The sequence below is a fragment of the Burkholderia lata genome (assembly GCF_000012945.1).
Taxonomy (GTDB): Bacteria; Pseudomonadota; Gammaproteobacteria; order Burkholderiales; family Burkholderiaceae; genus Burkholderia; species Burkholderia lata.
On the sequence record NC_007511.1, the window covers coordinates 1,645,182 to 1,670,760 of the forward strand.

The 25,579-nt window shown below is 66.8% G+C and carries 26 protein-coding genes; 13 read left to right on the plus strand and 13 right to left on the minus strand.

What is annotated here, in order from left to right; translation table 11 throughout:
* The first annotated feature begins 123 nt into the window (after positions 1-123).
* The gene (locus BCEP18194_RS30035) at positions 124-1,371 is read left to right on the plus strand and encodes an alkaline phosphatase family protein (protein ID WP_011355057.1); all 1,248 of its coding nucleotides are present in this window, start codon (positions 124-126) and stop codon (positions 1,369-1,371) included.
* Positions 1,368-1,616, plus strand: a complete 249-nt coding sequence (locus BCEP18194_RS30040; protein ID WP_041493283.1) for a hypothetical protein — start codon at positions 1,368-1,370, stop codon at positions 1,614-1,616. Before BCEP18194_RS30035 ends, BCEP18194_RS30040 begins: the two co-directional genes overlap by 4 nt.
* A gap of 48 nt (positions 1,617-1,664) precedes the next feature.
* On the opposite strand, the gene BCEP18194_RS30045 is transcribed toward BCEP18194_RS30040, so the two are convergent.
* The gene (locus BCEP18194_RS30045) at positions 1,665-3,086 is read right to left on the minus strand and encodes an MFS transporter (RefSeq protein ID WP_050781667.1); all 1,422 of its coding nucleotides are present in this window, start codon (positions 3,084-3,086) and stop codon (positions 1,665-1,667) included.
* A 301-nt stretch (positions 3,087-3,387) separates the two neighbouring features.
* Here BCEP18194_RS30045 and BCEP18194_RS30050 point away from each other — a divergent pair, with 301 nt between their 5' ends.
* Positions 3,388-4,728: a DUF1254 domain-containing protein gene (locus tag BCEP18194_RS30050; protein WP_244273110.1), complete on the plus strand. Its 1,341-nt coding sequence runs from the start codon at positions 3,388-3,390 to the stop codon at positions 4,726-4,728.
* Between the two features lie 98 nt (positions 4,729-4,826).
* On the opposite strand, the gene dmpG is transcribed toward BCEP18194_RS30050, so the two are convergent.
* From dmpG to BCEP18194_RS30080, 6 genes are all read right to left on the minus strand, one after another.
* Entirely contained in the window at positions 4,827-5,858 is a 1,032-nt protein-coding gene (gene dmpG, locus BCEP18194_RS30055; protein ID WP_011355060.1) for a 4-hydroxy-2-oxovalerate aldolase, read from the minus strand.
* Between the two features lie 16 nt (positions 5,859-5,874).
* Positions 5,875-6,774, minus strand: coding sequence for an acetaldehyde dehydrogenase (acetylating) (locus tag BCEP18194_RS30060; RefSeq protein WP_011355061.1), 900 nt, complete (start codon positions 6,772-6,774; stop codon positions 5,875-5,877).
* 13 nt (positions 6,775-6,787) lie between these two features.
* Positions 6,788-7,570 (minus strand): 2-oxopent-4-enoate hydratase, encoded by a 783-nt coding sequence (gene dmpE / locus BCEP18194_RS30065; protein ID WP_011355062.1) that lies wholly within the window; start codon positions 7,568-7,570, stop codon positions 6,788-6,790.
* A 119-nt stretch (positions 7,571-7,689) separates the two neighbouring features.
* Entirely contained in the window at positions 7,690-9,072 is a 1,383-nt protein-coding gene (locus BCEP18194_RS30070; RefSeq protein ID WP_011355063.1) for a DUF1329 domain-containing protein, read from the minus strand.
* Between the two features lie 40 nt (positions 9,073-9,112).
* Positions 9,113-10,678: a DUF1302 domain-containing protein gene (locus BCEP18194_RS30075; protein ID WP_011355064.1), complete on the minus strand. Its 1,566-nt coding sequence runs from the start codon at positions 10,676-10,678 to the stop codon at positions 9,113-9,115.
* A gap of 156 nt (positions 10,679-10,834) precedes the next feature.
* The gene (locus BCEP18194_RS30080) at positions 10,835-11,614 is read right to left on the minus strand and encodes an SDR family oxidoreductase (RefSeq protein WP_011355065.1); all 780 of its coding nucleotides are present in this window, start codon (positions 11,612-11,614) and stop codon (positions 10,835-10,837) included.
* A 137-nt stretch (positions 11,615-11,751) separates the two neighbouring features.
* Between BCEP18194_RS30080 and BCEP18194_RS30085 the strand changes: the two genes are divergently transcribed.
* The 6 genes from BCEP18194_RS30085 to BCEP18194_RS30110 all read left to right on the plus strand — a co-directional run bounded on the left by BCEP18194_RS30085 (position 11,752) and on the right by BCEP18194_RS30110 (position 16,070).
* Positions 11,752-12,588 carry an alpha/beta fold hydrolase gene (locus tag BCEP18194_RS30085; RefSeq protein ID WP_011355066.1) on the plus strand — a complete coding sequence of 279 codons (837 nt, stop codon included), beginning with the start codon at positions 11,752-11,754 and terminating at the stop codon, positions 12,586-12,588.
* A gap of 66 nt (positions 12,589-12,654) precedes the next feature.
* Entirely contained in the window at positions 12,655-13,443 is a 789-nt protein-coding gene (locus tag BCEP18194_RS30090) for an SDR family NAD(P)-dependent oxidoreductase (protein WP_011355067.1), read from the plus strand.
* A 38-nt stretch (positions 13,444-13,481) separates the two neighbouring features.
* Complete coding sequence (locus BCEP18194_RS30095; RefSeq protein ID WP_011355068.1) at positions 13,482-14,231, plus strand: electron transfer flavoprotein subunit beta/FixA family protein; 750 nt, start codon at positions 13,482-13,484, stop codon at positions 14,229-14,231.
* A gap of 16 nt (positions 14,232-14,247) precedes the next feature.
* The gene (locus tag BCEP18194_RS30100) at positions 14,248-15,192 is read left to right on the plus strand and encodes an electron transfer flavoprotein subunit alpha/FixB family protein (RefSeq protein ID WP_011355069.1); all 945 of its coding nucleotides are present in this window, start codon (positions 14,248-14,250) and stop codon (positions 15,190-15,192) included.
* 3 nt (positions 15,193-15,195) lie between these two features.
* On the plus strand, positions 15,196-15,723 hold the full coding sequence (locus BCEP18194_RS30105) for a transferase hexapeptide repeat family protein (RefSeq protein WP_011355070.1): 528 nt from the start codon (positions 15,196-15,198) through the stop codon (positions 15,721-15,723).
* Between the two features lie 98 nt (positions 15,724-15,821).
* Positions 15,822-16,070: a hypothetical protein gene (locus BCEP18194_RS30110; RefSeq protein ID WP_011355071.1), complete on the plus strand. Its 249-nt coding sequence runs from the start codon at positions 15,822-15,824 to the stop codon at positions 16,068-16,070.
* Between the two features lie 91 nt (positions 16,071-16,161).
* Here the strand turns inward: BCEP18194_RS30110 and BCEP18194_RS30115 are convergent, their stop codons facing one another.
* The 3 genes from BCEP18194_RS30115 to BCEP18194_RS30125 form a co-directional block, all read right to left on the minus strand.
* The gene (locus BCEP18194_RS30115) at positions 16,162-17,244 is read right to left on the minus strand and encodes a porin (RefSeq protein WP_011355072.1); all 1,083 of its coding nucleotides are present in this window, start codon (positions 17,242-17,244) and stop codon (positions 16,162-16,164) included.
* A gap of 160 nt (positions 17,245-17,404) precedes the next feature.
* Positions 17,405-18,115 (minus strand): YczE/YyaS/YitT family protein, encoded by a 711-nt coding sequence (locus BCEP18194_RS30120; RefSeq protein ID WP_011355073.1) that lies wholly within the window; start codon positions 18,113-18,115, stop codon positions 17,405-17,407.
* A 183-nt stretch (positions 18,116-18,298) separates the two neighbouring features.
* Positions 18,299-20,068, minus strand: a complete 1,770-nt coding sequence (locus BCEP18194_RS30125) for an adenine deaminase C-terminal domain-containing protein (RefSeq protein ID WP_157687305.1) — start codon at positions 20,066-20,068, stop codon at positions 18,299-18,301.
* A gap of 214 nt (positions 20,069-20,282) precedes the next feature.
* On the opposite strand from BCEP18194_RS30125, the gene BCEP18194_RS30130 reads away from it, so the two are divergent.
* Positions 20,283-21,185: a LysR family transcriptional regulator gene (locus BCEP18194_RS30130; RefSeq protein ID WP_011355075.1), complete on the plus strand. Its 903-nt coding sequence runs from the start codon at positions 20,283-20,285 to the stop codon at positions 21,183-21,185.
* Positions 21,186-21,287: 102 nt separating this feature from the next.
* The gene (locus tag BCEP18194_RS30135; protein WP_011355076.1) at positions 21,288-21,587 is read left to right on the plus strand and encodes a hypothetical protein; all 300 of its coding nucleotides are present in this window, start codon (positions 21,288-21,290) and stop codon (positions 21,585-21,587) included.
* A gap of 22 nt (positions 21,588-21,609) precedes the next feature.
* Here BCEP18194_RS30135 and BCEP18194_RS30140 read toward each other — a convergent pair whose 3' ends face one another.
* Positions 21,610-22,074 carry a cupin domain-containing protein gene (locus tag BCEP18194_RS30140; protein ID WP_011355077.1) on the minus strand — a complete coding sequence of 155 codons (465 nt, stop codon included), beginning with the start codon at positions 22,072-22,074 and terminating at the stop codon, positions 21,610-21,612.
* A gap of 353 nt (positions 22,075-22,427) precedes the next feature.
* On the opposite strand from BCEP18194_RS30140, the gene BCEP18194_RS30150 reads away from it, so the two are divergent.
* A complete protein-coding gene (locus BCEP18194_RS30150; RefSeq protein ID WP_041493286.1) occupies positions 22,428-23,837 on the plus strand; it encodes a collagen-like triple helix repeat-containing protein in 1,410 nt (469 codons plus the stop codon).
* A gap of 122 nt (positions 23,838-23,959) precedes the next feature.
* Here the strand turns inward: BCEP18194_RS30150 and BCEP18194_RS30155 are convergent, their stop codons facing one another.
* Positions 23,960-24,421, minus strand: coding sequence for an Lrp/AsnC family transcriptional regulator (locus BCEP18194_RS30155; protein ID WP_041493287.1), 462 nt, complete (start codon positions 24,419-24,421; stop codon positions 23,960-23,962).
* A 116-nt stretch (positions 24,422-24,537) separates the two neighbouring features.
* Between BCEP18194_RS30155 and BCEP18194_RS30160 the strand changes: the two genes are divergently transcribed.
* Entirely contained in the window at positions 24,538-25,170 is a 633-nt protein-coding gene (locus BCEP18194_RS30160; protein ID WP_041493288.1) for a LysE family translocator, read from the plus strand.
* Here the strand turns inward: BCEP18194_RS30160 and BCEP18194_RS30165 are convergent.
* Positions 25,167-25,571, minus strand: a complete 405-nt coding sequence (locus BCEP18194_RS30165) for a DUF6331 family protein (RefSeq protein WP_011355081.1) — start codon at positions 25,569-25,571, stop codon at positions 25,167-25,169. The two genes, BCEP18194_RS30160 and BCEP18194_RS30165, sit on opposite strands and share 4 nt — an antisense overlap.
* Between the last annotated feature and the right edge of the window lie 8 nt (positions 25,572-25,579).

Below are 25,579 nucleotides of genomic sequence, written 5' to 3' on the forward strand. Positions count from 1 at the left end.
CGGCGCGGTCGTACACTCGTCGGCAATTCGGGCCCGCACCGTGGCTTTCAATCCCTTCAGTGGCTTTCAGCGGGCCAACGACCGTGCCAGCAGGACTTTCGTCGCGCGACGCCAGGAGGCGCCATGAGTGCAGACGCAGCCCCCGCATCCCCGTCGGTTCAGGACCGCATCCAGCACGTGTTCGTGCTGATGCTCGAGAACCGTTCCTTCGATCACCTGTTCGCGCTGTCGGGCTACCCCGACATCGTTGCCGCGTCGCCGGGCAACAGCAACGCGTACGGCGACGCGGTTTATCCGTTCGGCGGCGGCGCGCCCGACCGGATGCCGACCGATCCGTGCCACGAATTCACCGACGTGCTCGAGCAGCTCTGTGGCGCGGGCGTGCCGTTCGTGAAAGGGCAGCCGTATCCGCCGGTCGGCAACACCGGATTCGTGTCGAACTACGCGACCTCGCATTCCGAAGGCACGCCGCCGCAGCCGGCCGATGCGGGCAAGATCATGCAGGGCGTCAATATCGCGACGCAGGCGCCGTCGCTGTCCGCGCTCGCGAACGCGTTCGTGCTGTGCGACGCGTGGCATGCGTCGATGCCGGGGCCGACCTGGCCGAACCGCTTCTTCTTGCACGGCGCGTCGTCGGCCGGGCTCGACCATTCGCCGACCAAGGAAGAAATGGCCGGATGGGACGCGTTCGACGGCTTTCCCTATCCAAAGGGGTCGATCTTCGCCGCGCTCGGCGACGACAACTGGCGCATCTACCAGGACCAGACGGGCGACCCGCTCGGCCACGTGCCGCAGGTCGCGTCGCTGAAGGGCATCAGCTTCTTCGACATCGACGACCTCGCGCATTTCGAGGCCGATCTCGCAGCCGGCTATACGGCGCGCTACACGTTCATCGAACCCGGTTACGGCGACATCGTGCACGGCACCTATCAGAACGGCAGCTCGCAGCACCCGATGGATGGCCTGGCCGGTGGCGACCAGCTCGCCGCGCGCGTGTACAACGCGATCCGCAATTCGCCGGTGTGGAACAACAGCCTGCTCGTGATCTGCTACGACGAGCATGGCGGCTTCTACGATTCGGTCAGGCCGGCCGCTGCGCCGCCGCCGAACGATGGCGCGGCGGCGACGTTGAACGCGAGCGGCTTCGGGTTCGACGTGTACGGCGTGCGGGTGCCGGCGATCGTGATCTCGCCGTGGGTCGCGGCCGGGCAGGTCGACCATACGCCGTACGATCATGCATCGGTCGCCGCGACGCTCGAGCGGTTGTTCGGCTTCGCGCCGCTGACGGATCGCGACCGTCTCGCGAACGACCTGCTGGCACTCGTCACCGCGACGTGCCGCACCGACTGCCCGCAAAGGATCGGATCATGAGTACGACACCGACGTTCGACCCGCGCGATGCATTGCCCGTGCGCGACGGCACGAGCCTGATCGCGTTTCTGCACATCCTGAAGAAAGCGCATGCGGCGCTGGTCGGTCATGACAAGGCCCATCAGCGCTTCAGCGAGATCGTGACGCGCGGGCAGGCGCGGCAATACATCGAGGAACTGATGCCGTCGCTGCTGCAGGCGCGCGCAGCGCATCGGCGCAAGCGGCACGGCGGGAAGCATCATTGACGGCAACGGCGGCGCATACCGGCATCGCATCAAACCGGACGCATGGCGTCACGCCGCGTGCCGCGCACGCGGCATGCTGACCGCCGACACCGCAGCGCCGGTCAACTGAACGGCCGCGCCGGCGAACATCGCCGCGCGCAAGCCGGCCGCACCGCCGTGCGCAGCCGCGAACAGCGTACCGAGCACGGCGATGCCGAGCGTCGCGCCGGTCATGCGCGCGACATTGACGAGTGCACTCGCGGTGCCCGACCGCGCGGCGTCGACCGCGCCGACCGCGACGGTCATCAACGGGCCCGTCGCGATCCCCATGCCGAGCCCCGTCAACGCGAGCCCGAGTTCGGCGCCGAGCAGGCTCGACGAACCGGCTGACGTGCCGATCATCGCGAGCCCGCTCGCGATCAGGGCGACACCGCCGGCTGTGGCCGCACGCGCGCCGATGCGCTCGGACAACGGCCCCGACCACGGCGAGACGAACACGAACACGAGCGCCATCGGCAGCAGCGCGAGGCCCGCGCCGGTCGAATCGAGGCGGCCGGCGCCTTGCCAGAAGAGCGGCAGCAGGAACAGCACGCCGTACATCCCGAACGTCATGCCGGTGGTCGCGGCGATCGCGCCGCGAAACGCGCCGATCCGGAAGAGTTCGAGCGGCACGAGCGCGGCCGCGCCGTGACGCCGTTCGATCGCGACGAATGCCACGAGCGCAGCGATCGCGACGCCGCCAGCGAGCGCGCACGCAGCCGGTGAATCGCGGAACACGATCGCCGCATAGGCCAGCGCGCCGAGCGCGAGCGCGCCCGTGACTTGCGCACCGACGTCGATGTGCCGGCCGCGCGGATCGGACGACTCGGGCACCGCCGGGATCGCGAGCAGCATCGCGGCGACGCTCAGCGGCACGACGACGAAGAAGATGCTGCGCCAGCCGAAGTGCCGGATCAGCACGCCGCCGAGCGTCGGGCCGATCGCCATCGCCACGCCGTTGCACGCAGCCCAGATGCCGAGCGCGCGGCCACGCTCGACCGGATCGCGCCACACCACGCGCACGATCGCGAGCGACGCCGGCAGCAGCAGCGCCGCGCCGACACCGGCCAGCGCGCGGGCGGCGATCAGCACCGATACCGATGGCGCGAGCGCGCACAGCAGCGACGCGACGGTGAAGAGGGCCGTGCCCGCGATGAAGAGGCGGCGCCGGCCGTGCAGGTCGGCGAGCAGCCCGCCGGTCAGCAGCAGCACCGCGTAAGTGAGGTTGTAACTGTCGACGACCCATTGCAATGCGCCGACGCCCGCGTGGAAATAGTCGCCGATCGCACGCGTCGCGAGATTGACGACGGCCGTGTCGACCTGCGCGACGAGCACCGCGAGGCACAGGGTCAGCAGCGTCATCCCGCGCCGTTCGGTGGTGGCGCAGGCGGCCGGGGCGAGATGACCCGAATTCGGCACGATAGGTCGCTCCTTGAACGTCGTTCGATTCATGCTGCGCCGTGGCTGCTGACAGCGTGGTGTCAGCAGGCGCTGCATCGGGTGAGCCGGGCGGGGCGATGCGCACGGTTCATGCCGGGCAGTCGTTCATCCGATCGGACGATTCGGCGCCGATACGCGGGCGATAGGGTCTGTCACGGCGCGTATGCGCCACTCCCGCCCCCGTCACCATCGACAGAGGACCCGCATGACACTGTCCGCCCGCAAGCCGCCTGGTTCGGCCCCGTTCTCCCGCTACGCGCCTTTCACCCGTCGTCCACTGACCAGGCGCATCGTTTGTGCCACCGCAGTCGCCGTGTCGGCCGTGCTGTCCGCGCCGGCCGCGCGCGCGGACGAGCCGGCAACCGGCACGCTGATCCGCGAAGCCTACGACTACGCGTTTCCGCTGTTCAAGCTGTCGCAGTACCGCTGGACGGCGCTGGAAACGACCGGCGCGCGTACCAGCACGACGTTGAGCCGGTTTGCACACGCGCGCGAGATCGCCACGCCCGACGACCGGTGGGCCAATTCGCCGATCGTCGACGCGTTGTATTCGACCGCCTGGATCGATCTCGCGCGCGGCCCGGTCACGATCGATACGCCCGACACGACCGGGCGCTATACGGTCCTGACGCTGATCGATTTCTACTCGAACACGTTTTTCTATGCGGGGCACCGCACGACAGGCACCGCGCCGCAGCATTACCTGCTGGTCGGGCCCGGCTGGAAAGGGGCCGTTCCGGATGGGGTGCGGCTGGTTCGTGCGCCGGCCAATGACGTGTACGTCAACCTGCGTGTCGCGGTTGACGGGCCGGCCGATCTCGCGGCCGCCAATGCCGTGCAGGACGGGTTCCGCATCACGCCCGAACGTGCCGCCGCGGACGTGAGCACGCATGGCCCGTCACGCATTCAGCCGCGCGACGACGATGCGCAGAACTTCGTCGCGATCGCGAACCAGATGCTCGCGCTCGATCCGCCGCCCGCGCACGACCGTGCGCTGGTCGAACGGTATCGCCGCATCGGCATCTGCGGTGCCGAATGTGCGTGGGATCGACTGCCGGACGATGTCCGCGCGGCGTGGAAGGAGGCCTATCCGGCGCTCGAGCAGCAGTTCGTGAAGACCTACCTCGCGGCGGCAGGATCGCACGGCTGGATCAACTACAACCCGCCGGGTTCGAAGCTCGGCACGACCGAACAGCGCGACTACCCGTTGCGTGCGCTCGCCCTGGCGATGGGGATGGGGATTCTCGGCGTGAGCCGCGACGAAGCCAATTACTGGATCACGTTCCGCGATGCGCACGCGCAGCCGTTGCTCGGCAGCCGCCGCTATCGGTTGCGCCTGCCGCCGGGCGGGATTCCGTCGAACGCGTTCTGGTCGGTGTCGCTGTACGCGGTCGACCCGGATGGCCAGTTCCTGAATGCCAACCCGATCGGCCGATACCAGATCAGCAGCCACACGCGCGGCCTGGCCGTCAATCCGGACGGCAGTATCGACATCGTGCTGCAGGCGGCGCGCCCCGATGGCGCGTCGGCAGCGAACTGGCTGCCGACGCCGGCCGACGGCCGGCCGTTCACGCTGTTCGCGCGCGCCTACGAGCCGACCGGCAGCGTGCTGCAAGGGACGTTCGCGATGCCGTCGGCGGAGCCGGTGCAATAACCGGCGCACGCAGAAAAGAAACGGGGCGCATCGCGCCCCGTTCCGCATGATCGACGCGGTATCGGGCGAGCAACCCGATACCGCGTCGAGTACGTCGATTACGCCACTACCTCCCGCGCCCGCACCATCGTCAGTGCCGCATCTTCGATCATGTCTTCCTGCCCGCCGACGAGCCGTTGCCGGCCCAGCTCGACGAGGATGTCGCGCGCGGGAATCCCGTACTTCGCTTCCGCGCGCTTCGCGAACAGCAGGAACGACGAGTAGACGCCCGCATAGCCGAGCGTCAGCGCGTCGCGGTCGAGGCGGATCGGCGCGTCCATGATCGGCACGACGAGATCCTCGGCGACGTCCGAGATCGCGAACACGTCGACGCCCGTCTCGATCCCCATCCGGTCGCACACCGCGACGAACACTTCCATCGGCGTGTTGCCGGCGCCGGCGCCGAGGCCGGCCGCGGCCGCGTCGATCCGGTTCGCGCCGGCGGCCACCGCCGCGACCGAGTTCGCGACGCCCATCGCGAGGTTGTGGTGGCCGTGGAAGCCGAGTTCCGTCTCCGGCTTCAGCGCGTCGCGCACCTGGCTGATGCGCGCAGTCACGTCGTCGGGCAGCATGTGGCCGGCCGAATCGGTGATGTAGATGCAGTTCGCGCCGTACGATTCCATCAGCTTCGCCTGCACGACGAGCTGCTCCGGCGACGACATGTGCGCCATCATCAGGAAGCCGACCGTATCGAGCCCGAGTGTGCGTGCGAGGCCGATGTGCTGCTCCGATACGTCGGCCTCGGTGCAGTGCGTCGCGACGCGGATCGTGCCGACGCCGAGTTCGTGCGCCATGCGCAGGTGCTCGACGGTGCCGATGCCCGGCAGCAGCAGCGCCGACACCTTCGCCTGCTTCAGCTCCGGAATCACGGCGCTCAGGTACGCCTCGTCGGTATGCGCGGGGAACCCGTAGTTGACCGACGCACCGCCGAGCCCGTCGCCGTGCGTGACCTCGATCAGCGGCACGCCGGCCGCGTCGAGCCCGCGCGCGATGTTGCGCATCTGGTCGAGCGTGATCTGGTGGCGCTTCGGGTGCATCCCGTCGCGCAGCGACATGTCGTGGACGGTGATCTTCTTGCCTGCAAGTGACATTGCGTGGCTCCTCAACTCAAGCGGTAGCGGCCGTCGCGGCCAGCATCTGTTCGGCGAAACGCTCGGCCGTGGCGGCCGCGGCGGCGGTCATGATGTCGAGGTTGCCCGCGTACTTCGGCAGGTAGTCGCCGAGCCCTTCGACTTCCATGAAGACCGACACGCGATTGCCGTCGAACACCGGGCCGTTCTTCAGCGTGTAGCCGGGCACGTAGCGCTGCACTTCCTTGACCATCGCATGCACGGACGCGGTGATCGCGTCGACGTCGGGCGGCCCGTCGGTCAGGCAATGGATCGTGTCGCGCATGATCAGCGGCGGCTCGGCCGGGTTGATCACGATGATCGCCTTGCCCTTGCGAGCGCCGCCGACCTGTTCGATCGCGCCGGACGTCGTGCGCGTGAATTCGTCGATGTTCTTGCGCGTGCCGGGGCCGACCGAGCGCGACGACACGGTCGCGACGATCTCGCCGTACGCAACCGGCTGCACGCGTGAGACCGCGTATACCATCGGGATCGTCGCCTGGCCGCCGCAGGTCACCATGTTCACGTTCGTCTGCGCGCTGTCGAGGTGCGCGTCGAGGTTCACCGGCGGCACGCAGTACGGCCCGATCGCGGCGGGCGTCAGGTCGATCATCTTCACGCCGAGCGCGGTGAGCTTGTCGGAGTTGTCGCGGTGGACGTAGGCCGAGGTCGCGTCGAATGCGATGCGGATTTCGTCGGCGGCGACGTGCGGCAGCAGCCCGTCGACGCCCTTGTCGGTCGTCTTCAGGCCGAACTCGCGGGCCCGCGCGAGGCCGTCGGACGCCGGATCGACGCCGACCATCCACACGGGTTCGAGCACCGTCGAGCGGCGCAGCTTGTAGAGCAGGTCGGTGCCGATGTTGCCGGGCCCGATCAGTGCGCATTTGATTTTCTTCATCAGGATTCTTCCTTTAGATAAAGCGGACGTCGCAACTGCCGATGCCGGAGATATGCATCGACAGTGCGTCGCCGGCCGTGACCGGAATCAGTTTCGCGAGCGAGCCGGACAGCACGATCTCGCCGGCGAGCAGCGGCACGTCGTACGCGGCGAGCGTGTTCGCGAGCCACGCGACCGCGTCGGCAGGGTGGCCGAGCGCCGCGTCGCCGCGCCCTTGTGCGACGGGCTCGCCGTTTTTCTCGATCGTCATCTCGCACGCGGCGAGGTCGAGCGTGCGCGGATCGACGCGCGCGTCGCCGAGCACGTACACGCCGCACGACGCGTTGTCGGCGACGGTGTCCTCGATGCGGATCGCCCAGTCGCGGATGCGCGAGTCGACGATCTCGAAGCAGGGCGCGACAGCGGCCGTCGCGGCGATCACGTCGGTGCGGTCGATGCCGGGGCCGCGCAGGTCGCGCGCGAGGATGAAGGCAATTTCACCCTCCGCGCGCGGCGCGATCAGCGAATCGGCGGCGATCGCTTCGCCGGCCGCGTAGTGCATGCCGGACAGCAGGATGCCGAAATCGGGCTGGCGCACGTTCAGCATGTCCTGCACGGCCTGGCTCGTCACGCCGATCTTCTTGCCGACCACAGCCTCACCGTGTTCGACGCGGCGTTCGATGAAACGCTGCTGGATGCGGTAGGCATCGTCGAGCGACAGGCGGCGGGGGCGGCTCGACAGCGGTGCGACCGGCGCACGCGCATGCCATGCGGCGTACAGTTCGTCGCCGAGCGTCGTATGCAGGCGGGAAGACATGAAAAGGCCCTCGAATCTCGAATGAATCGAATGGAAAAGGCCGCCGTCGCGGGCGGCGTCGGGCGCCGGAGCGGAGGCTCCGGCGCGTCGGTCGCGGGCGAGCCGCGTCGACAGGTTGCTTAGTTACCCGAACTGCGAATCGCGTCCGGCGAGAAGTACGCCTCGTTGAACTGCGGGCTGTTGTCGAGCTTCGGCATCGGGCCTTCGTTCGTCAGGCGGTCGGCCATGTACGCGCCGGAAATCAGGTCGTGATAGAACACGACGCCCGGGTAGAACACCTTCGCGTCATACGCGTACAGCGTCGTCGCGACGTTGGTGCGCCACAGCTGGCCGCGCGCGTCGTAGTTGTCGGCGAGCAGCGTCATCCACGAATCCTCGTCGATGTACAGCACGCGCTTCGCATACTGGTGACGGTAGTTGCTCTTCAGCGTCGCCTGCAGCACCCACACGCGATGCAGCTCGTAGCGGACATACGACGGGTTCTCGTGGCCCTTGGTCAGCAGGTCCGCGTACTTCACCGAGCTGTCCATCGCCTTGTAGTTGTCGTACGGCACGTAGATCTCGCGCTTGCCGACGATTTTCCAGTCGTAGCGGTCGCCGGGGCCGTTGTACAGGCGGTCGTCGTCGACGGTGCGGAAGCCGCCCGGGCCTTGCGGCTGGTCATAGCCGTACTCGGGCGCCTGGCGCACGCGCCGCGTGCCGGGGTTGTACATCCACGTGCGCGACGAGTTGTCCGCGCCGGCCTTGTCCCAGTTCGTGAAGCCGACGATCAGCGAGCCGCGGTCGGACAGCGGCAGCTCCGTCGCGTTGCGGTAGTACGTGCGGTTGTTCAGGTCGCTTTTCACGTCGAACTTGCCGGAGTTGCGCGGCGAGTAGATGTCGTAGCGCACCTTGCCCCACGCGATGTTGCCGTCCGAGTACACGACCGCCTGGTCGTAGGTCGCCTGCTCGGCGCCGATCGCCGACGAGAAGCGCTGGTTCCACAGCAGCTCGGCAGCGGTTTTCGGGATCGGGTAAGGCACCGTCGGCGGCGCATTCGTGAGGCCGTTCGCGTCGGCCGTCATCGTCGAATCCGGCGAGTACGCGCGGATGTCCTTGTAGACCGAATCCGCGTAGCGGAAGTCGCGATGGCTCGGGTAGACGTTGATCTTGAACGAGGTCGGGTAGCGCTTGAACATCGCCTTCTGCCCGTCGGTCAGGTGCTCGGCGTACTGCGCCATGTTTTCCGCGGTGATCGTCGCGACCGGCTTGTCGCTCGCGAACGGATCGGGGTAGCGGCTGCCGCGCTTGTACTGCACGTCCGGTGGCGTGCCGAGCCACTTGCCCGACCACTCGGGCACGCTGCTGTCCTTGCTCGCGGCGCGCACCGCGCCCATCGGCGTCAGCGGGCCGTCGAGCGCCTTCAGGTCGTCCGGCGTGACCTTCGGGAACGACGCTGTCGCGACGACCGCGCACGCGGCCATCACCGACGCGCGCAGGAGGGGGAGATGAATGCGTTTCATATCAATCCTCTTCTTGCTAAGTAACGAGCGGCCGGGCCGCTCAGAAGTGGTAGGTCGCCGTGGCCAGCACGTAGTCTCGATCCGAGAGCGGGCGCGTGACCGGGTTCGGCGAGCCGAGGAACTTCGCGTAGACGAGCGACAGTTGCAGGTTGCTCAGGCGCGTGAACGTCACGCCGGCCGTCACGCGGTGGTCGCCCTGGCCCGTCAGCGAGCCGAGCGCGCCGGCGAGCGGCGACGTGCCTGTCAGGTCGTGCGTGTAGGTCAACGGCACGTCGAGATCCCATCCGTTGAACACGTTCTTGTAGCTGAGCGTCCACGCGATCTCCATCGCGAGCGCGTTGCGCGAATTCGCGAGCGTGGTCGAGCCGTCGAGCTCCGAGATGCTGCCCGCATGCACGTACGTGAGTTCGCCGATCAGCGACTGTGAATTCGCGAGGAAGCTCGGCCCGATCGAGTAGATGCCGGACAGGTTCGTCTGCAGCACGTTCGCGCGGGTCGACTGCGGGCCCGTCGGCGTGTTGACGAGCACCGCCGCGCCCTGGCGGTACGACACTTCGCCCGCGACGTTCACGGGGCCGACCTGCGTCGAGAAGCTCGCGCCGGTCAGCTTGATGTTGCTGAAGTAGGTCTGCTGGTACTGGAGCGTCGGGAAGTAGGTCGTGACGACGCTCGGGTTCATGTCGTTGTAGTGCAGGTGATACAGGCCGAGCTCGGTGTCGCCGAGTACGCGGAAGCGCGCGCCGATCCCCCACTGGTTGCGGGCGCTCGGCTTGTCGTCCGGGCCGCGCGGAATGATCATCCCGCCCGGGCCGATGATGTACTGCGCACCGGGGCCCGTGACGTCGGAATAGCTCCAGTACGTGCCGGGCGCGGTCAGCCGGTTCTGCTGGTACGAGAACTGGTAGTAGCCGAGCAGGCTGAAGTTCGGCGTGATCTGCCACTGCGTCGAGATCTGCGGCACCGGCAGCAGGATGTCCTTCACCTCGGCGCCGGCCATGTACGACTTGGTCGCGTCGGACGGCCCCTGTGCGCCCGCGATGTTCGGGAAGAACAGGCTTTCACCCCACGCGACGACCTGGTCGCCGACCTTCACGTTCAGGCTCGTCGAGCCGATCTTGAAGGTGTTGTACACATACGCGGCGAGCAGCGTCGTGTGGCCGCCCGACCAGTAGCGCGCATCGCTCGTGAAGTTGTTGTACTGCCCCGACTGGTTCACGGTACCCGGCGCATCGTTGTAGTTCGGACGGTGATACGCCTGGTCGTAGAACGTGTCGGCGCGCACGAACACACCCCAGTCGTCGTGCTTCAGGTTCACTTCGCCGAGCAGGCTGACCTGGTTCTCGATCAGCTTGTTCTTCGCGAAGTTGCGGTCGCCGTCGTCGCCGTTGATGTTCGCCGGCGTGAGGAGATTGCCGCTCGGTGCGCGGGTGCGCATGCCGAGGCCGTAGCTGAGCGTGAACGTGTAGTCCAGCGTCGTGTCGGCGCCCAGCTCGATCGTGCTGCCTGCGTGTGCACTGGGCACGGCGCACGTCAGCAGCGCGGCGGCCAGCGTCGACAGCGTGGCGGTTGCCCGCTTGTCGGTACGGCGCGAAATCCGTTGATGCATGGTGTCTCCTCTTGGGGGTATCGACGACGGTCGACTGTGTGTGTTGTCGTGAGAGGCAGAGTAGGGAGATCGCGGTAGCAGGGAATCGTCAAAATGAACTAGATGACTTCCCTAGGACTGACAACGATTCGTGCTGAGCCGATTGCCCTGCGTGCATCAACGCGCGGCTGCCTGCGCGGCCGACAGGAATGCGGGCCGCTCGCCGCCGCCGTCGAGCCGCAGGTTCGCGCCCGACGTGTACGACGCTTCCGGCGAGGCGAGGAACAGGCATGCGGACGCGACGTCGTCGGGGGTCGCGAGTCGTCCGGCGGGAATCGTCGCGCGGATCGCGTCGAGCGCATCGCCGTCGCCGTAGTGGCCTTCGGTGGCCGATTCCGTCTGCACGAGGCTCGGGCTGATCGCGCACACGCGCACGCGCGGCGCCCACTCGACCGCGAGCGACGTGACCGCGTTGATGAGGCCCGCTTTCGCGGCGCCGTACGCGGCCGTGCCGGGAGAAGGACGCGACGCGCTGACGCTCGCGATGAACAGCATCACGCCGCCGTCGGGCTGCGGCTGCATGACCGCGTTCACGCGCTGCGCAAGCTGCAGCGGCGCGATCAGGTTCAGCCGCACGATCGATTCGGTGAAGCGCGGCGACGCATCGGCCGCGAGTGCGAACGGCGAGCCGCCCGCGTTGTTGACGAGCACGTCGAGCCCGCCCGCCGCATCGCGGATCGTCGCGAGCATCGCGTCGACCTGTTCGATGTCGCGCAGGTCGGCCGCGACGAACGTCGCCGTGCGGCCAGCGGCCGACGGCGGCGTGTCGGGCGCGCTGCGTCCGCAGACGAATACGCGCGCCCCCGCCGCGAGAAACCGTTCGGCGATACGCCGCCCGATGCCCTTGGTGCCACCTGTCACGAGCACCGTCTTGCCGCTGTAGTCGAATCCGTTCATCGTTGCCTCCGTTTCGGTGGGCCGATGATAGGAAGAAGCGCGCGCGGCTTCGTAGTCTGAAAGGATGATGCCGGCCGGCGCCGGCGGCGCAATCATCGTGGCAGACATCCATCGAACGACGAAGGAGACAACCCGCGATGACGATCCCCACGACGCCGCCGGCCGGCATCTTCACCGACGTGCCGGGCGGCCTGCGCCTGCACCACTACGAGGCGGGCGAAGGCCGGCCCGTGGTGTTCATCCACGGCAGCGGCCCGGGCGCCAGCGGTTTCAGCAACTTCAAGCACAACGTGCCCGCGTTCGCGGCGGCCGGCTATCGCGCGATCGTCGTCGACCTGCCCGGTTACGGGCAGTCGTCGAAGCCGTCCGACGTCGCCTATACGCTCGATTTCTTCGTCGGCGCGCTGCATGCACAGCTGAACGCGCTCGGCATCGGGCCGGCGGTGCTGCTCGGCAACTCGCTCGGCGGCGCGATTGCGCTCAAGTACGCGCTCGACTATCCGGACGAAGTCGACGGGCTGATCATGATGGCGCCGGGCGGCGTCGAGGATCGCGACACTTATTTCCGGATGGAAGGCATCCAGCGGATGGTGAAGCTGTTCACCAATCGCCAGATGAATGACGACACGATGCGCGAACTGCTGACGCTGCTCGTGCACGACCCGGCGATCGTCACCGACGCGCTCGTCGCCGAGCGGATGAAGGTGTGCGTCGAACAGCCGACCGAAGTGCTGTCGACGATGAGCGTGCCGAACCTGACCGACGCGCTCGGCGACCTGCGTACGCCGGTGCTCGGTTTCTGGGGCACGGACGACCGCTTCAATCCGGTCGGCGGCGCGCTGAAGTTCCTCGAACGCTGCCGCGATGCGCGTTTCGTGCTGATGAACCGGTGCGGCCACTGGGTGATGGTGGAACACGCCGACTATTTCAATCGGGAATGCCTCGATTTTCTTGCGACGCGGAATACGCGATAACGCCGGATACCCTTGACGGCCGGCCTCGATGCGGGCGGCCCGTCTGAACCCATACATGGAGACAACATGAAGCTCATCGAAGACCTGTTCGACCTGCGCGGCAAGGTGGCCGCGATCACCGGCGGTGCGCGCGGCATCGGCGCGGAGACCGCGCGCACGCTGGCCGCCGCCGGCGCGAGCGTCGCGATTCTCGACGTGCTGTCGCAACCGGCGGAAGCGCTGGTCGAGGAAATCCGCGCGCAGGGCGGCCAGGCCGCGTTCTGGTCGCTCGACGTCACGCACGAGGCCGATGTGGCGCGCGTGTTCGGCGAGATCGTCGCGCACTTCGGGCGCCTCGACGTGCTCGTGAACAACGCGGGCATCGAAGGCCACAACGTGCCGACGCACGAGCTCACGCTCGCGCAATGGCAGCGCGTGCTGGACGTGAACGTCAACGGCGTGTTCCTGTGCACGCGTGCCGCGATTCCGCATATCGACGCGGCCGGCGGCGGTTCGATCGTGAACCTGTCGTCGATGTACGGGATCGTCGGCGGGCCGGACGTGCCCGCGTATCACGCGTCGAAGGCCGCGGTACGGATGATGGCCAAGGTCGACGCGATGCTGTACGCGGCTAAGAACATCCGCGCGAACTCGGTGCATCCCGGCTATATCCGCACGCCGATGCTCGAGGACGCATTCCGCCAGATGGGGCAGGACCCCGATCGTGCGTTCGAGTACATGCAGACCAACGTGCCGATGGCGAAGATCGGCAGCCCGCGCGATATCGCGGCCGGCATCCTGTATCTCGTGTCGCCGGCAGGCCGTTACGTGACGGGTGCGGAGCTCGTGATCGACGGCGGCTTTACCGCGCGCTGACGCGGCGCGGCGCACGTAACGGAACAGGAGACAGGCAGTTGAAAGCGCTCGTGGCAGTGAAACGCGTGGTCGACGCGAACGTGAAGGTCGGCGTGAAATCCGACCGGACGGGCGTCGACATCGCGAACGTGAAGATGTCGATGAACCCGTTCGACGAGATCGCGGTGGAAGAGGCCGTGCGGTTGAAGGAGGCCGGCGTCGTGACCGAAGTAGTCGCCGTGTCGGTCGGCGTCGTGCAGGCGCAGGAGACGCTGCGCACGGCGCTCGCGATCGGCGCGGATCGCGCGATCCTCGTCGAAGCGACTGACAGCGTCGAGCCGCTCGGTGTCGCGAAGGTGCTGAAGGCGCTGGTCGACAAGGAGCAGCCGCAACTGGTGATCCTCGGCAAGCAGGCGATCGACGACGATTCGAACCAGACCGGGCAGATGCTGGCTGCGCTGGCGGGTTTGCCGCAGGCGACGTTCGCATCGAAGGTGGTGGTGGCCGACGCCCGTGCGACGGTCGCGCGTGAAGTCGACGGCGGGGCGGAAACGCTGTCGCTTCAACTGCCCGCCGTCATCACCACGGATCTGCGCCTGAACGAGCCGCGTTACGTGACGCTGCCGAACATCATGAAGGCGAAGAAGAAGCCGCTGGAAGTCGTGAAGCCCGGCGACCTCGGCGTGGACGTGACGCCGCGCCTGAAGGTGCTCAAGGTGAACGAGCCGCCGAAGCGCGCGGCCGGCGTGAAGGTACCGGACGTGCAGACGCTGGTCGCGAAGCTGAAGACCGAAGCCAAGGTGCTGTAACAGGGAACGCAAGGAAATGACGATTCTGGTGATTGCGGAACACGGCAACGCGTCGATCAAGGCCGTGACGCTGAATGCCGTTGCGGCCGCACAGGCGCTCAATGCCGCTGGCGGCGGCGACATTCATGTGCTCGTCGCGGGACACGACGCACAGGCTGCCGCCGATGCGGCAGCGAAGATCTCGGGTGTGTCGAAGGTGCTGCTGGCCGATGCGCCGCAGCTGGCTGACGGTCTGGCCGAGAACGTCGAAGCGACGGTGATGAACGTTGCGCACGGCTACTCGCACATCGTCGTGCCGGCCACGGCCTACGGCAAGAACATCGCGCCGCGCATCGCCGCGAAGCTGGATGTCGCACAGATATCCGAGATCACGGCCGTGGTATCGGCCGATACGTTCGAGCGTCCGATCTACGCGGGCAACGCGATCGCGACGGTGCAGTCGGGCGATCCGGTCAAGGTCATCACGGTGCGTGCGACGGGTTTCGATCCGGTAGCAGCGGAAGGCGGCAACGCAACGGTCGAGAAAATCGAAGCGGCGGTCGATACCGGCAAATCGCAGTTCGTGAGCCGCGAAGTGACGAAGCTGGACCGCCCGGAACTCACCAGCGCGAACATCATCGTGTCGGGCGGCCGCGGCCTGGGCAGCGGCGAGAACTACACGAAGGTACTGGAGCCGCTGGCCGACAAGCTTCAGGCGGCACTCGGCGCGTCGCGCGCGGCAGTCGACGCCGGCTACGTGCCGAACGACTACCAGGTCGGCCAGACCGGCAAGATCGTCGCACCGCAGCTGTACATCGCGGTCGGCATCTCGGGTGCGATCCAGCACCTGGCCGGCATGAAGGATTCGAAGGTGATCGTCGCGATCAACAAGGATCCGGAAGCACCGATCTTCAGCGTGGCCGACTACGGTGTCGTCGGTGACCTGTTCACGCTCGTGCCGGAAGCGGCCGCGGCGCTCTGACCGATGCCGCTGTTCGAATTCAACGGGATGCGGCCGCGCGTCGATCCGTCCGCGTATGTCGATCCGAGCGCGGTCGTGATCGGCGACGTGACGATCGGCGCGCGCTGCTACATCGGCCCGCATGCGAGCCTGCGCGGCGACTTCGGCGCGATCGTCGTCGAAGACGGCAGCAATGTGCAGGACGGCTGCGTGCTGCACGTCGGGATCGGCGAGACGTGCCGGCTCGGCGTCAACAGCCACATCGGCCACGGCGCGATCGTGCACGGCGCGACGCTCGAGCCCGACACGATGATCGGGATGAATGCGGTCGTGATGGACAGCGCGACGATCGGCGCAACGACGATCGTCGCCGCGTGCGCGTTCGTGAAGGCCGGCTACGACGTGCCGCGCGGCGTGTTGCTCGCGGGCATGCCGGGGCGCGTCGTGCGGCGGCTGAGCGACGCGGAGATCGACGCGAAGGCGAACGGCACGCGGATCTATCAGCAGCTGGCGGCTGACTGCCTGAGGACGATCCGGCGAATCGACGGGTGAGCCGCGGGCAACCGGGCGACCCAGGATGCGACGGATTGCCGGGCAGGTTGCGGTTGCCGTAAGATCGGCACAGGCTTTCCCACCGGCATCTGCGTCACATGAAAAAGAACGTCCGTTTGCGGCTCACAGTCATTGCGTCGGCTTTTGCCGTCTACAGCGTTTATATGCACATCCAGCAGTTCATCAGTGGCTGCGTGTGGGTCAGGGGCCATCAGCGCTGCGTTTTCGAAAACAGCACGAATTTCGAAGGCTGGATGGATCTCGACCTGATGATCGCGTGCTGCTGGGTCGCCGCGGCGGTGGTGGGCTGGATTTCCGTCATGCAGGCCACGAAGAAGCCGGGTTGACGGCTGGCGCTTCTTTCACGCGAAACCGGTCGCTGTCAATCCGTGACAACGATCATCGGCGTGGCGCCGCCAGGCCGTGCAACCGGAGCAGTCAGAACCGCGTCCGGATCCCCGCGCCGTAGGTGCAACCGGTCGACAGGTTCGACACGTGGTCGTACAGGTACCCCGCATAGACATCGGTGCGCTTCGACAGCGGATAGTCGTAGCTGATCGATGCGGTGCTGCGTGCCTGGTCGAGCGCGCTGTTGTCGCGCGAATACGCATACGACGCGAGGATCCGGCCGATGCCGACGGGAATCGTCACGCCGCCCTGCAGCATGTTCACGTGAAAATTGCCGCCCGCGAGCGTATTGGCGACATACGTGTATTCGCCGAACAGCTTCACGATGCGCAGGTCGTACGACGCGCCGAGCTGCGCGGTCGTCTGGCTCCTGAAGCCCTTCAGCAGCTTGCCGAGATCGCCGGGCGCGGCGCTGAAGTTCAGGTACTGGTAGACGGCCCCGAGCGCGAGCGCGCCGCGCGTGAACTGCGCCTGCGCCGCGAATTTCTTCGCGCCGTTCTCGCCCGCCTCGTTGCCGAGCGCGTACATGGCCGCGCCGCTCAATCCGCCGAGATCCGGCGTCGAATACTGGATCGCATTGCTCCACGACGTGCCGCCCGGTATCCCCTGGTCGGTCGGGAAGCCCGGATAGGTGCCGAGGCTGGAGTAAAGCTGCACGATCGTCGGCGAAAACGTGAACGACGCGTAGAACGGATTGAATTTCGCCGATTGCAGGTAGAGCAGGCTGCTCTGCCGCCCGAGCGCGAGCGCGCCGTACGGCGAGGCGATCCCGACGTAGGCGTTTCGGGAAAAGGTCGGGTCGCCGTCGAACGAACCGAACCGGCCGTTCTGCGGGCGGAAGAAGCCTTCGATCGCGAACACGGCCTTGTAGCCGCCGCCGAGATCCTCCTGGCCGCCGAAGCCCCAGAACGACGTCGACAGCCCGCCGCCGCCCAGTTGCGCGGCGCCCGGGTTGCCGGGCACGCGCTGGTAGCCGGCCCATGCGTCGACGATGCCGTACAGCTGCACCGTCGATTGCGCGTGGGCGTGAGCGCCGATCGTCAGCGCGGCGACGGGGGCGGCAATGCGGAAGATCCGGTTCAGCGTGGCGAGGCAAATGCGGTTCATCGGCATGATGGGTTCTCTTCGCTCTGTCGTGTTTTCTGATGGCGCGCGCAGGCGGACGCCGCGAACGAGGCGTCGGCGTCGCCATGCCGTGCAAGGGGAGGCGCGGACTCCGCGCATGAACCGGTGCCCGCGGTTGCGCCGCGACACCGGTTGCCGCAAGCGGGCGCTAGTTGGGGCGGTGCTCCAGCGATCGCCGCTGCAGCGACGCGGTCACGCCCCTGGCCTTCCTGAACAGGAAGAAATAGAGCTTGATGTACTGGCCGACGAGGATCGCGTTCATGAACGTGCCTTCGCGGATGAACTCGGGCTTGCCGAGAAACGCCAGGCCGATCGCCGCGCTGACGAGCAGCAGCGTGCAGTCGAAGCTCGTCTTGATGTCGCCCCAGCGCCAGCCGGTGCGCTCGAAGATCGCGTTGACGAACATGTCGATCGGCATCAGCACCAGGTTCGCGCGGATCATCAGGAACAGGCCGAACGCGAGCAGCGCATCCGCGAACGCGAGCAGGCCCAGCTTCGGCAGGTAGTCCTGGAAGCCGATCGAGCGCGTCAGCATCAGGTTCAGGTCGAGGCAGCTGGCCAGCACGAACGCGGGGATCAGCGACGCGAGGTGCTTCGGCCGGAAATCCTTGCGCAGCACGAGAAAGGTCAGGAACAGCATGAACAGCTCGAGCATGAAGTTGTACGTGCCCTGGCTCAGCGGCCGGTAGACGAGCGTCATCGTCCGGGTCAGGCTGCTTTGCGGCGAGATGCCGATGCCGGCACGGATCGCGAAGCTGATGCCGAGCGTGAGGATATAGATGCCGACGACATAGGTGATCCAGCGCCGGGTGAGGCTGCCGGTATCGATGACTTCCGCTTCCCTTGCATGGTGCGCCATGGTGGTCCCTTGGTTGTCTTCGTGTTGCCGCGCGTGTCGGGGCGCCGGGTGGGCGGCGGCGCGATGCGCTGTCGTGGGGAATGCACGAAGGTATCCCGGGCGAAGGTGCCGGTGCCATCCGCGATTCCCATAGCCGGCGGGGCCCGCAGGCGCCCGCCGGTCGTCTCCTCCGGTGGGCCGGCGTCAGGCCATGAAGCCGAAGCGGTCGAGCGAGATGAACAGCGTCAGCAGCTTGTTCACCACCGGTTCGCCCTCGTTGCGGTTGCCGAGCGCTGCCAGCGCGCTGTCGATCGAACGGGTCGCGCCGAGCAGGTCCGACAGGCTCATGTTCGCCATCACGCCGTAGATGTCGAGCGGCAGCACGGCCTTCACGACGCGGTCGTCGGTGACGACGCAACCGCCCACGTAAGAGTCGACCTGCCGCAGGCAGTGGCACATCTCCGCGCTGTCGTTGCCGACCGCGACGAAGTACGCCTTCGGTGCCGGCCAGAACGTCGCCACCGCGCCGCGCTCGATCGACACGCCCTTGAACAGCCCGTTGACCACGTGACGCTTGCCGTTCGCATAACGCTGCACGACCGAGATGCGGTTGAGCGCGACGCCGGCCACTTCCGGCACGGCCTTGCCGTCGCGCAGCGGCACCCACACTTCCTGGAAGAACTTTTCGTGGCCGCGGCCGTACACGTCGAACAGGTAGACCTTCGCCTGCGTACCGTCTTCGGAGACTTCCAGCGGCACGAGATCCAGTTGCGCGGGCGTCAGGTCGCCGAGGCCGGGCACGGGCTGCTTCACCATGTGCGAATAGTCGACGTCGGCCTGCTTCAGCAGCTTGCGGTCGCGGGCGACCAGTTCGCCGTCCTTGAACACGTAGCGCGGGTTGATCGTCGACAGGCTGTCGGTCAGCACGATGTCGGCGAAGCGGCCCGGGGTCAGCGAACCGAAGCGGTTGTCCATCCGGAACGCGCGCGCCGTGTAGAGCGTCGCCATCTTGATCGCCTGGATCGGATCGATGCCCATCTCCGCGCACAGCGATACGATCCAGTCCATGTGGCCCTTGGTCATCAGGCGGTCCACCGAGATGTTGTCGGCGCACAGCTGGAAGTTCTCGGACGGCCATTTCCGCTTGACGATCGCGCGCAGCATGATCTTGATCACCTCGGGGCTGCCGACGCCGAACTTGATCTGCGTTTGCAGCCCGTAGCGCACGCTTTTCTCGATGTCGTCCTCCTTCCACACGTCGTGGTTCGCGAACGCGCCGATCGCCGGCATGTAGTTCAGCATCATGTCCGACAGCGCCGTCACGCCCCAGTGCGTGTTCATGAAGCCGCCTTTCGCGCGACCCAGCGCCGATTTGCGGAAGTCGTCGTCGTTGCCGACGCTGTAGGTCAGGTGCGCGAGTTCGCCGAGGCCGATCACCGGGTCCATCTTCAGCAGCGCGTCGGTCACTTCAACCGACGTCTTCTTGCCGGGCGCGAACGCGAACACGCGATACGGCAGGCGGTCGTGATCGCGGAACAGCTGCTCGGTGGCCGGCACGGCCTCGGCGCCGGCCGCGCTGACGAAATCGAGGCACTCGGAGAAGATCGTCGTCGTGCCGCACGGCACGATCGCCTCGGCGAACGCCGCCGGATGCGCGAGTTGCGCGTCGAAGTGAATATGCGCGTCGATCAGGCCGGGAATCGCGTAGAGCCCTTCGCCGTCGAACACCTCGCGCACCCGGATCGCGGTTTCGTCGGGGTTCAGTGCAACGATGCGCTTGTCGTACACGAGGATCGAGCCCTGGTAGACCGTCTCGCTGTGCACGTCGAGGATGTTCAGGTTCTTCAGCAGGAGATCGGCTTCCTTCTTCCCGTTGAGAATGTCGAAAATCGCGCGCACCTGGTCGTAGTGCGTCGCAACCTGGTCGCGTTGTCCGGAGGTGCCGGCCGTTCTCTCGCTGACTGCTTGGTACATGACTTGTCTCGCTTTCATCGGTTGGTTTGAACCTGCTTTTGCGCCGCAGCAAACGCGGGCGCCGCAACATGCGCGTCGCGGCCGGGGTGTGTCGCCGGCCCGCGAACGCGACAGGACCTATGAAAACCGAAGTCACCGTTTCTAAAAAGCAGCGTTTTTTGCACGGAGTGTGCGCTTTTCGAGTACGCTGGGCCGACTCAGGAGACCCGTGGCCATGCTCCATTCACGATTGCTGCGCTACATCGACGAAGTCGCGCGGTGCGGCTCGATCCGCGCGGCCGGCGAGAAGCTTCACGTCGCGCCGTCCGCGATCAACAAGCATGTGCTGCTGCTCGAGGAGGAGATCGGCGAGCCGTTGTTCGAGCGGCTGCCGCGCGGGTTGCGGCTGACGCCTGCCGGCGAGATCCTGCTGGCGCACGTGCGCAGGACGATGTCGGAGTACCGGCAGGTCGAGGCCGAGATCCGCAACCTCAAGACGCTGCAGAAGGGCGAGGTGATCATCGCGACGGTCACCGGCCTCGCCAGCGGCATTGCCTCCACCGCGGCCGCGAATTTCTGCGCGGAGCATCCTCACATCAAGATTTCGATTCGCGTGATGTCCGTGCGCGAGATCGCCGATGCACTCGCCAGCGGCGAAGCCGATCTGGGCCTCGGCTTCAACCTGCCGCCGTCGCCGCAGCTCGAAAGCCTGTGGGAAATGGATACGAGCCTGGGCGCGGTGATCTCGCCGAAACACGCGCTCGCGCGGATGGAGTCGATCCCGCTCGCGTACTGCGCGTCGTATCCGCTGATCTTTGCGGACCGCTCGATGCTGATGCACGGCATCGTCGCCGATACGTTCGAGGAGGCGGGGATCGACGTCGAGCCCGTGTTCCGCACCAATTCGATCGAGACGATGAAACGTCTTGCCGCCGCAAGCGAAAGCATCGCGTTCCTGAGTAAATTCGATATCGCCGAGGAATATCGTCAGGAGAGCCTGACTTACCGGCCGATCCGCGATCGCGCGTTCAGCCGCAACGTGCTTGCGCTCATGCGCCGCGAAAAGCACGGCCGGGGGCTCGCGAGCCTGCTGCTGGCCGAGGAGATCATGGCGATCCTGGGCGAGATGAGCGGCTGACGGGCGCGCAACGAGACGTCGGTTGCGGTCGACGTTGTGCTTTTTGCCGGCGTGCCGGGATAATGATCCGGCGTCGCGCACGCTGCGCGAGGGGAGGCTCCCATGCAATTTCCGACGGGATCGGTGGTCGCGCTTAGTTCGGCTGCCGCGACGATGTTTTCGATGGGCATGCTGTTTCTCGGCTACTGGGGCTGGCACGAGCCGCTGCCGTGGCGGTTCGGCGACTACGTCGTGATCCTGCCGGCGCTGGCCGGGTTCGCGTGCCTCGTCAGCGTGCCGTTTCTCGCCACCTCGCCGATGAAAGCGCCCGACGACGAAGGGCGGATGTTAGTCGCGCGGCGCGTGTTTCTGTGCGGCGCCATTGCGTTGTGGTGCGCGATCGTCGCGTCGCTGGTGGTGTGAGATTCGCCGGGCGATGCCGGCATCACGCAGGGGCGGTGCCGAGATCCACGAAAACCTTGTCGGCGCCCGCCTTGTACAGCCGCTTGCCGAGCTTCGGATAGTCGCACACGTCGTGTTCCGGCCGGTCGCCCGCCACGAGATAGACCAGCGGCAGCGCGCCGGTGTTCAGCATCGTGTGCGCGGCGCCGCCGCGCGGAAATCCCATGAAGTCGCCCGGGCCGATCGCATGGGTCTGGCCACCGACGATTGCCTCGCCGGTTCCTGAAAGGACATAGACACATTCTTCCGCGTAGAGATGCCGGTGGTATTCGGTCGATTCGTGTCCGGGCATCAACGTCATCAGATGGAAGCCGAGTTGCGTCAGCCCGGTTGCGTCGCCAAGCGAGCGCTTCAGGCGGACGGCATTCTCGTTCAACGGGTGGACGGAATGGTCCGGTTCCATCGCCGCGATGTCGGCGGCTTTCAGCACTTCACGCGGGGTGTTCATCGTCGGTCCTTGTCGGGAATCGGGGCGCCATTCGGGCGGCGAGTGTGAATTATGGGGGCAGGTGTTGGCGACGGTGTCGTTTCGAGTGCTTGAATGATGGCGACGGCGGCAGGACTGCATCTTTCGCCGCGCGATGCTACGTAACGCAGAGCCTCGTGTTACGCACGCGTTACCCGTGACGCAAGGGTGGGTCACGGTCGCGAGGTCGGGCCCGGATGCCCTGCATCGCACTCGGGAAGGCCGTCGGGATGCGGCGGTCCGGCGTGTGTGTGAAGTCGTCGTTGATGCTGATCGCAATGGCACGATCGATGCTTATTGAGGTGATCGAGCTTAAAAGCGAACGGGGAGCTTCCATGCAAAATCATTTCATCAAGGCGAACGTGGCGCTCGCTGCCATTGCCACGGCTTGCACGCTGGCTGCGTGTGGCGGTAGCGATATGACGGCGCCGCCGAGCGGTAACAACATCGGAACGAGTACGAGTGGCACGAGCGGAACCAGTGGTACGAGTGGGACCAGTGGCACGAGCGGGACTAGTGGCACGAGCGGAACCAGCGGCACGAGTGGGACCAGTGGCACGAGCGGAACCAGCGGTACGAGCGGAACCAGTGGAACCAGCGGCACGAGCGGCACGAGCGGAACCAGTGGCACGAGCGGAACCAGCGGTACGAGCGGAACCAGCGGTACGAGCGGAACCAGCGGTACGAGCGGAACCAGTGGCACAAGCGGAACCAGTGGCACGAGCGGAACCAGTGGCACGAGCGGAACCAGTGGCACGAGCGGAACCAGTGGCACAAGCGGAACCAGTGGCACAAGCGGAACCAGTGGCACAAGCGGAACCAGTGGCACAAGCGGAACCAGTGGCACAAGCGGCACAAGCGGCACCCCCGGCACGAACGGCATCATCAGTTCCGTCGGCGCGGTCGTCATGGACGTCGGCGCCACGATCACCGGCACGAGCCCGCCGGGACCGACCAAGGGCGTGACCACCGGCCTCGGCAACACGGTCACCGGCGCGGGCACGATCATCCGCGACACGACGAACGCCGTGAGCAACGGCATCGGTCAAACCGGCTTCACGGCGAACCCCGTCGGCACGACGGTCGCCGGGCTGGGCTCCATCGTCGGCTCGACCAGCAACCCGGTCACCGGCCTCAGCGACACGGTGAAGGCGCTCGGCACCGGCCCGCTGTCGCCGTTGGCGCCGCTCACGACGCCGGTCGGCGGCCTGCTCGACACCGTCGCCGGCGGCCTCAAGACGGGCGGCAGCATGCTCGGCTCGGCCCTGTCGTCGGGCCCGGTCCAGCAGACGACGCAGGCGATCAGCACCGCGATCACGCCGCTCGTCACGACGGTCGGCCAGGTCACGCAACAGGTCGGCACGGCGACCGGCCTCGGGCAGCCCGTCGCGGGCCTGCTTGGGCAGATCGGCGGCGCGATCACGTCGGCGGGATGGAAAGTGACGTCCACGTCGCCCCAGCCGCTGGTCAGCGGCGTCGGCGAACTCGTACGCGCGGTCGGCAACACCGTGACCAACGCGGGCGGCCTCGTGAACCCGAACGGAGCGAACGGCGCGGTGCCGGTCGCCGGCCTGGTGACGAGCGTGGTTGGCGGCATTCCGGCGACCGTCCACAACGGTTCCGCGACCGGCACGGGCGGTACGGGCGGCGGCTCACCGTTGGGTGGTCTCTCCAATCCGCTCGCGCCTGTTACGGGGTTGGTGGGCGGATTGCTGGGCGGCTTGGGTGGCCTGGGCGGCAAGTAGTCGATCGATTTCGATCGTCGCGGCGGTAACCGGTCACGCGAAAATCGGCTGCCGGTTGCCGCCGACCAGAATTACTTGATGATCGCCTGCGGGAAGCGGATCGGACGGGGCCTCTCGATGCATCAATCGCGAACGACGTCGCGCTGCGACGGCGGGCGCGCCAGCCCGCGTACGGGCAGCGGCGTCGACATCACGATCGACGTGCGTGTTTCGCCGTACAGGTTGATGCGTTCGATCAGTTGCTCGAGATGCGTCATGCTGATCGCGGCGAGCCGCATCATGTAGGAGTCCGCGCCCGTCACGTGATGGCATTCGACGACTTCGGGAATCGTCTCCAGCAACCGGAGGAATTTTGCTTTTGCCGGTTGCGGCACCGTGATGCCGATCAGGGCGCTGACCGGATAGCCTGCCGCGGCGGGATTGATCCGGGCCGTATAGCCCTCGACGACGCCGGCCGCTTCGAGCCGCTTCACGCGTTCCGTTACCGCCGGCACCGACAGGTGCACGTGGCGCGCCAGCTCCGTGTAGCTGATGCGGCCGTTGGCCTGCAGCAGCGTCAGTACCTTCCAGTCCAGATCGTCCATCGCGGCGGGATTTTTTAAGGCGGAGTGGCCATTTTTCCTTAAAAACCGCATTCAGCGATGACGGGACTTTCCCTACGATGCCTGTTCCACCCGTTACATGTCGCAAGGAGCAGGCGATGCTGTTCATCAAGTCCGTCGTCATGGGGCTGTCGATTGCGGTGCCGGTCGGACCGATCGGCATGCTGTGCATCCAGCGCAGCCTGAGCCGCGGCTTTCAGGCGGGATTCGCGACAGGCGTCGGCGCCGCGTGCGCCGATGCGATCTACGGCCTGCTCGGTGCGCTCGGCATCGCGGGTATCGTCACGGCCTTCCCGATGCTGACCGTCGGGTTGAAAATCGGCGGCGGCGCGTTTCTCGTGTGGCTGGCGTGGACCGTCGCGCGGCAGGCGCCGGCCGCGTCGACGGCGCTGCGCGACCTGCCGCGCACGACCGTCCTGCGCGATTTCCTGACGACGTTCGGCCTGACGCTGTCGAACCCGATGACGATCCTGTCGTTCGTCGGGATCTTCGCGGCGCTCGGGCCGCTGTCGGGCGCGCGGGACGGGGCGATGTGGCCGGCCGTGGCGCTGATGGTCGCTGGTGTGTTCATCGGTTCCGCGACGTGGTGGCTGTGCCTGAGCGGCACGACCGCCGCGCTGCGCACGAAGATGTCGTTCGCGTTCATGCACGGGCTGTCGCGCGTGTCGGCCGCGGTGATCGCGGTATTCGGCGTGATTCAGGTCGTCGCGGGCGTGCGCGGTGTCATCTAGGTCGATCGACGGATCGCGTCGATCGTCGTCCGGATATGTGCGAGCAACTCGAGTAACACCGCCTTCCGGAAATAATGGTTCATTCGCGTGCTGACGACGATCTCGGACGGCAACGCGTCGATCGAACGCTGCACCGACAGCAGATCGTCGACGAGTCGCGCCAGCGCATCGCGATCCTGCGTGGCCACCGCAACCTCGATCTCGTCCGGCCAGAAACCGAATGCGTCGACGCCGCAGCACTCGGCGACACAGTGGGTCTCCAGTACATCGATCAACGGCATGACCTCTGCCAGAGACGGATCGATTGCGGCCGCCTGCGCGTGGCCGCCTGATAGATCGCCGAATTCGATCCAGCGATCCGGGCCGATGCTGATGTCGTGCTTGTGCGGTTTGCCGTTCATCGGTCGAC

What these genes read in the sequence shown, in the direction of transcription:
- BCEP18194_RS30100 (WP_011355069.1), top strand. Translation starts at nt 14,248, where the DNA reads ATGACGATTCTGGTGATTGCGGAACACGGCAACGCGTCGATCAAGGCC.
- BCEP18194_RS30160 (WP_041493288.1), top strand. Translation starts at nt 24,538, where the DNA reads ATGCTGTTCATCAAGTCCGTCGTCATGGGGCTGTCGATTGCGGTGCCG.
- BCEP18194_RS30035 (WP_011355057.1), top strand. Translation starts at nt 124, where the DNA reads ATGAGTGCAGACGCAGCCCCCGCATCCCCGTCGGTTCAGGACCGCATC.
- BCEP18194_RS30060 (WP_011355061.1), bottom strand. Translation starts at nt 6,774, where the DNA reads ATGAAGAAAATCAAATGCGCACTGATCGGGCCCGGCAACATCGGCACC.
- BCEP18194_RS30045 (WP_050781667.1), bottom strand. Translation starts at nt 3,086, where the DNA reads ATGAATCGAACGACGTTCAAGGAGCGACCTATCGTGCCGAATTCGGGT.
- BCEP18194_RS30115 (WP_011355072.1), bottom strand. Translation starts at nt 17,244, where the DNA reads ATGCCGATGAACCGCATTTGCCTCGCCACGCTGAACCGGATCTTCCGC.
- BCEP18194_RS30110 (WP_011355071.1), top strand. Translation starts at nt 15,822, where the DNA reads ATGAAAAAGAACGTCCGTTTGCGGCTCACAGTCATTGCGTCGGCTTTT.
- dmpG (WP_011355060.1), bottom strand. Translation starts at nt 5,858, where the DNA reads ATGTCACTTGCAGGCAAGAAGATCACCGTCCACGACATGTCGCTGCGC.
- BCEP18194_RS30135 (WP_011355076.1), top strand. Translation starts at nt 21,288, where the DNA reads ATGCAATTTCCGACGGGATCGGTGGTCGCGCTTAGTTCGGCTGCCGCG.
- BCEP18194_RS30125 (WP_157687305.1), bottom strand. Translation starts at nt 20,068, where the DNA reads ATGTACCAAGCAGTCAGCGAGAGAACGGCCGGCACCTCCGGACAACGC.
- BCEP18194_RS30070 (WP_011355063.1), bottom strand. Translation starts at nt 9,072, where the DNA reads ATGAAACGCATTCATCTCCCCCTCCTGCGCGCGTCGGTGATGGCCGCG.
- dmpE (WP_011355062.1), bottom strand. Translation starts at nt 7,570, where the DNA reads ATGTCTTCCCGCCTGCATACGACGCTCGGCGACGAACTGTACGCCGCA.
- BCEP18194_RS30165 (WP_011355081.1), bottom strand. Translation starts at nt 25,571, where the DNA reads ATGAACGGCAAACCGCACAAGCACGACATCAGCATCGGCCCGGATCGC.
- BCEP18194_RS30105 (WP_011355070.1), top strand. Translation starts at nt 15,196, where the DNA reads ATGCCGCTGTTCGAATTCAACGGGATGCGGCCGCGCGTCGATCCGTCC.
- BCEP18194_RS30150 (WP_041493286.1), top strand. Translation starts at nt 22,428, where the DNA reads ATGCAAAATCATTTCATCAAGGCGAACGTGGCGCTCGCTGCCATTGCC.
- BCEP18194_RS30075 (WP_011355064.1), bottom strand. Translation starts at nt 10,678, where the DNA reads ATGCATCAACGGATTTCGCGCCGTACCGACAAGCGGGCAACCGCCACG.
- BCEP18194_RS30090 (WP_011355067.1), top strand. Translation starts at nt 12,655, where the DNA reads ATGAAGCTCATCGAAGACCTGTTCGACCTGCGCGGCAAGGTGGCCGCG.
- BCEP18194_RS30120 (WP_011355073.1), bottom strand. Translation starts at nt 18,115, where the DNA reads ATGGCGCACCATGCAAGGGAAGCGGAAGTCATCGATACCGGCAGCCTC.
- BCEP18194_RS30085 (WP_011355066.1), top strand. Translation starts at nt 11,752, where the DNA reads ATGACGATCCCCACGACGCCGCCGGCCGGCATCTTCACCGACGTGCCG.
- BCEP18194_RS30140 (WP_011355077.1), bottom strand. Translation starts at nt 22,074, where the DNA reads ATGAACACCCCGCGTGAAGTGCTGAAAGCCGCCGACATCGCGGCGATG.
- BCEP18194_RS30040 (WP_041493283.1), top strand. Translation starts at nt 1,368, where the DNA reads ATGAGTACGACACCGACGTTCGACCCGCGCGATGCATTGCCCGTGCGC.
- BCEP18194_RS30130 (WP_011355075.1), top strand. Translation starts at nt 20,283, where the DNA reads ATGCTCCATTCACGATTGCTGCGCTACATCGACGAAGTCGCGCGGTGC.
- BCEP18194_RS30080 (WP_011355065.1), bottom strand. Translation starts at nt 11,614, where the DNA reads ATGAACGGATTCGACTACAGCGGCAAGACGGTGCTCGTGACAGGTGGC.
- BCEP18194_RS30155 (WP_041493287.1), bottom strand. Translation starts at nt 24,421, where the DNA reads ATGGACGATCTGGACTGGAAGGTACTGACGCTGCTGCAGGCCAACGGC.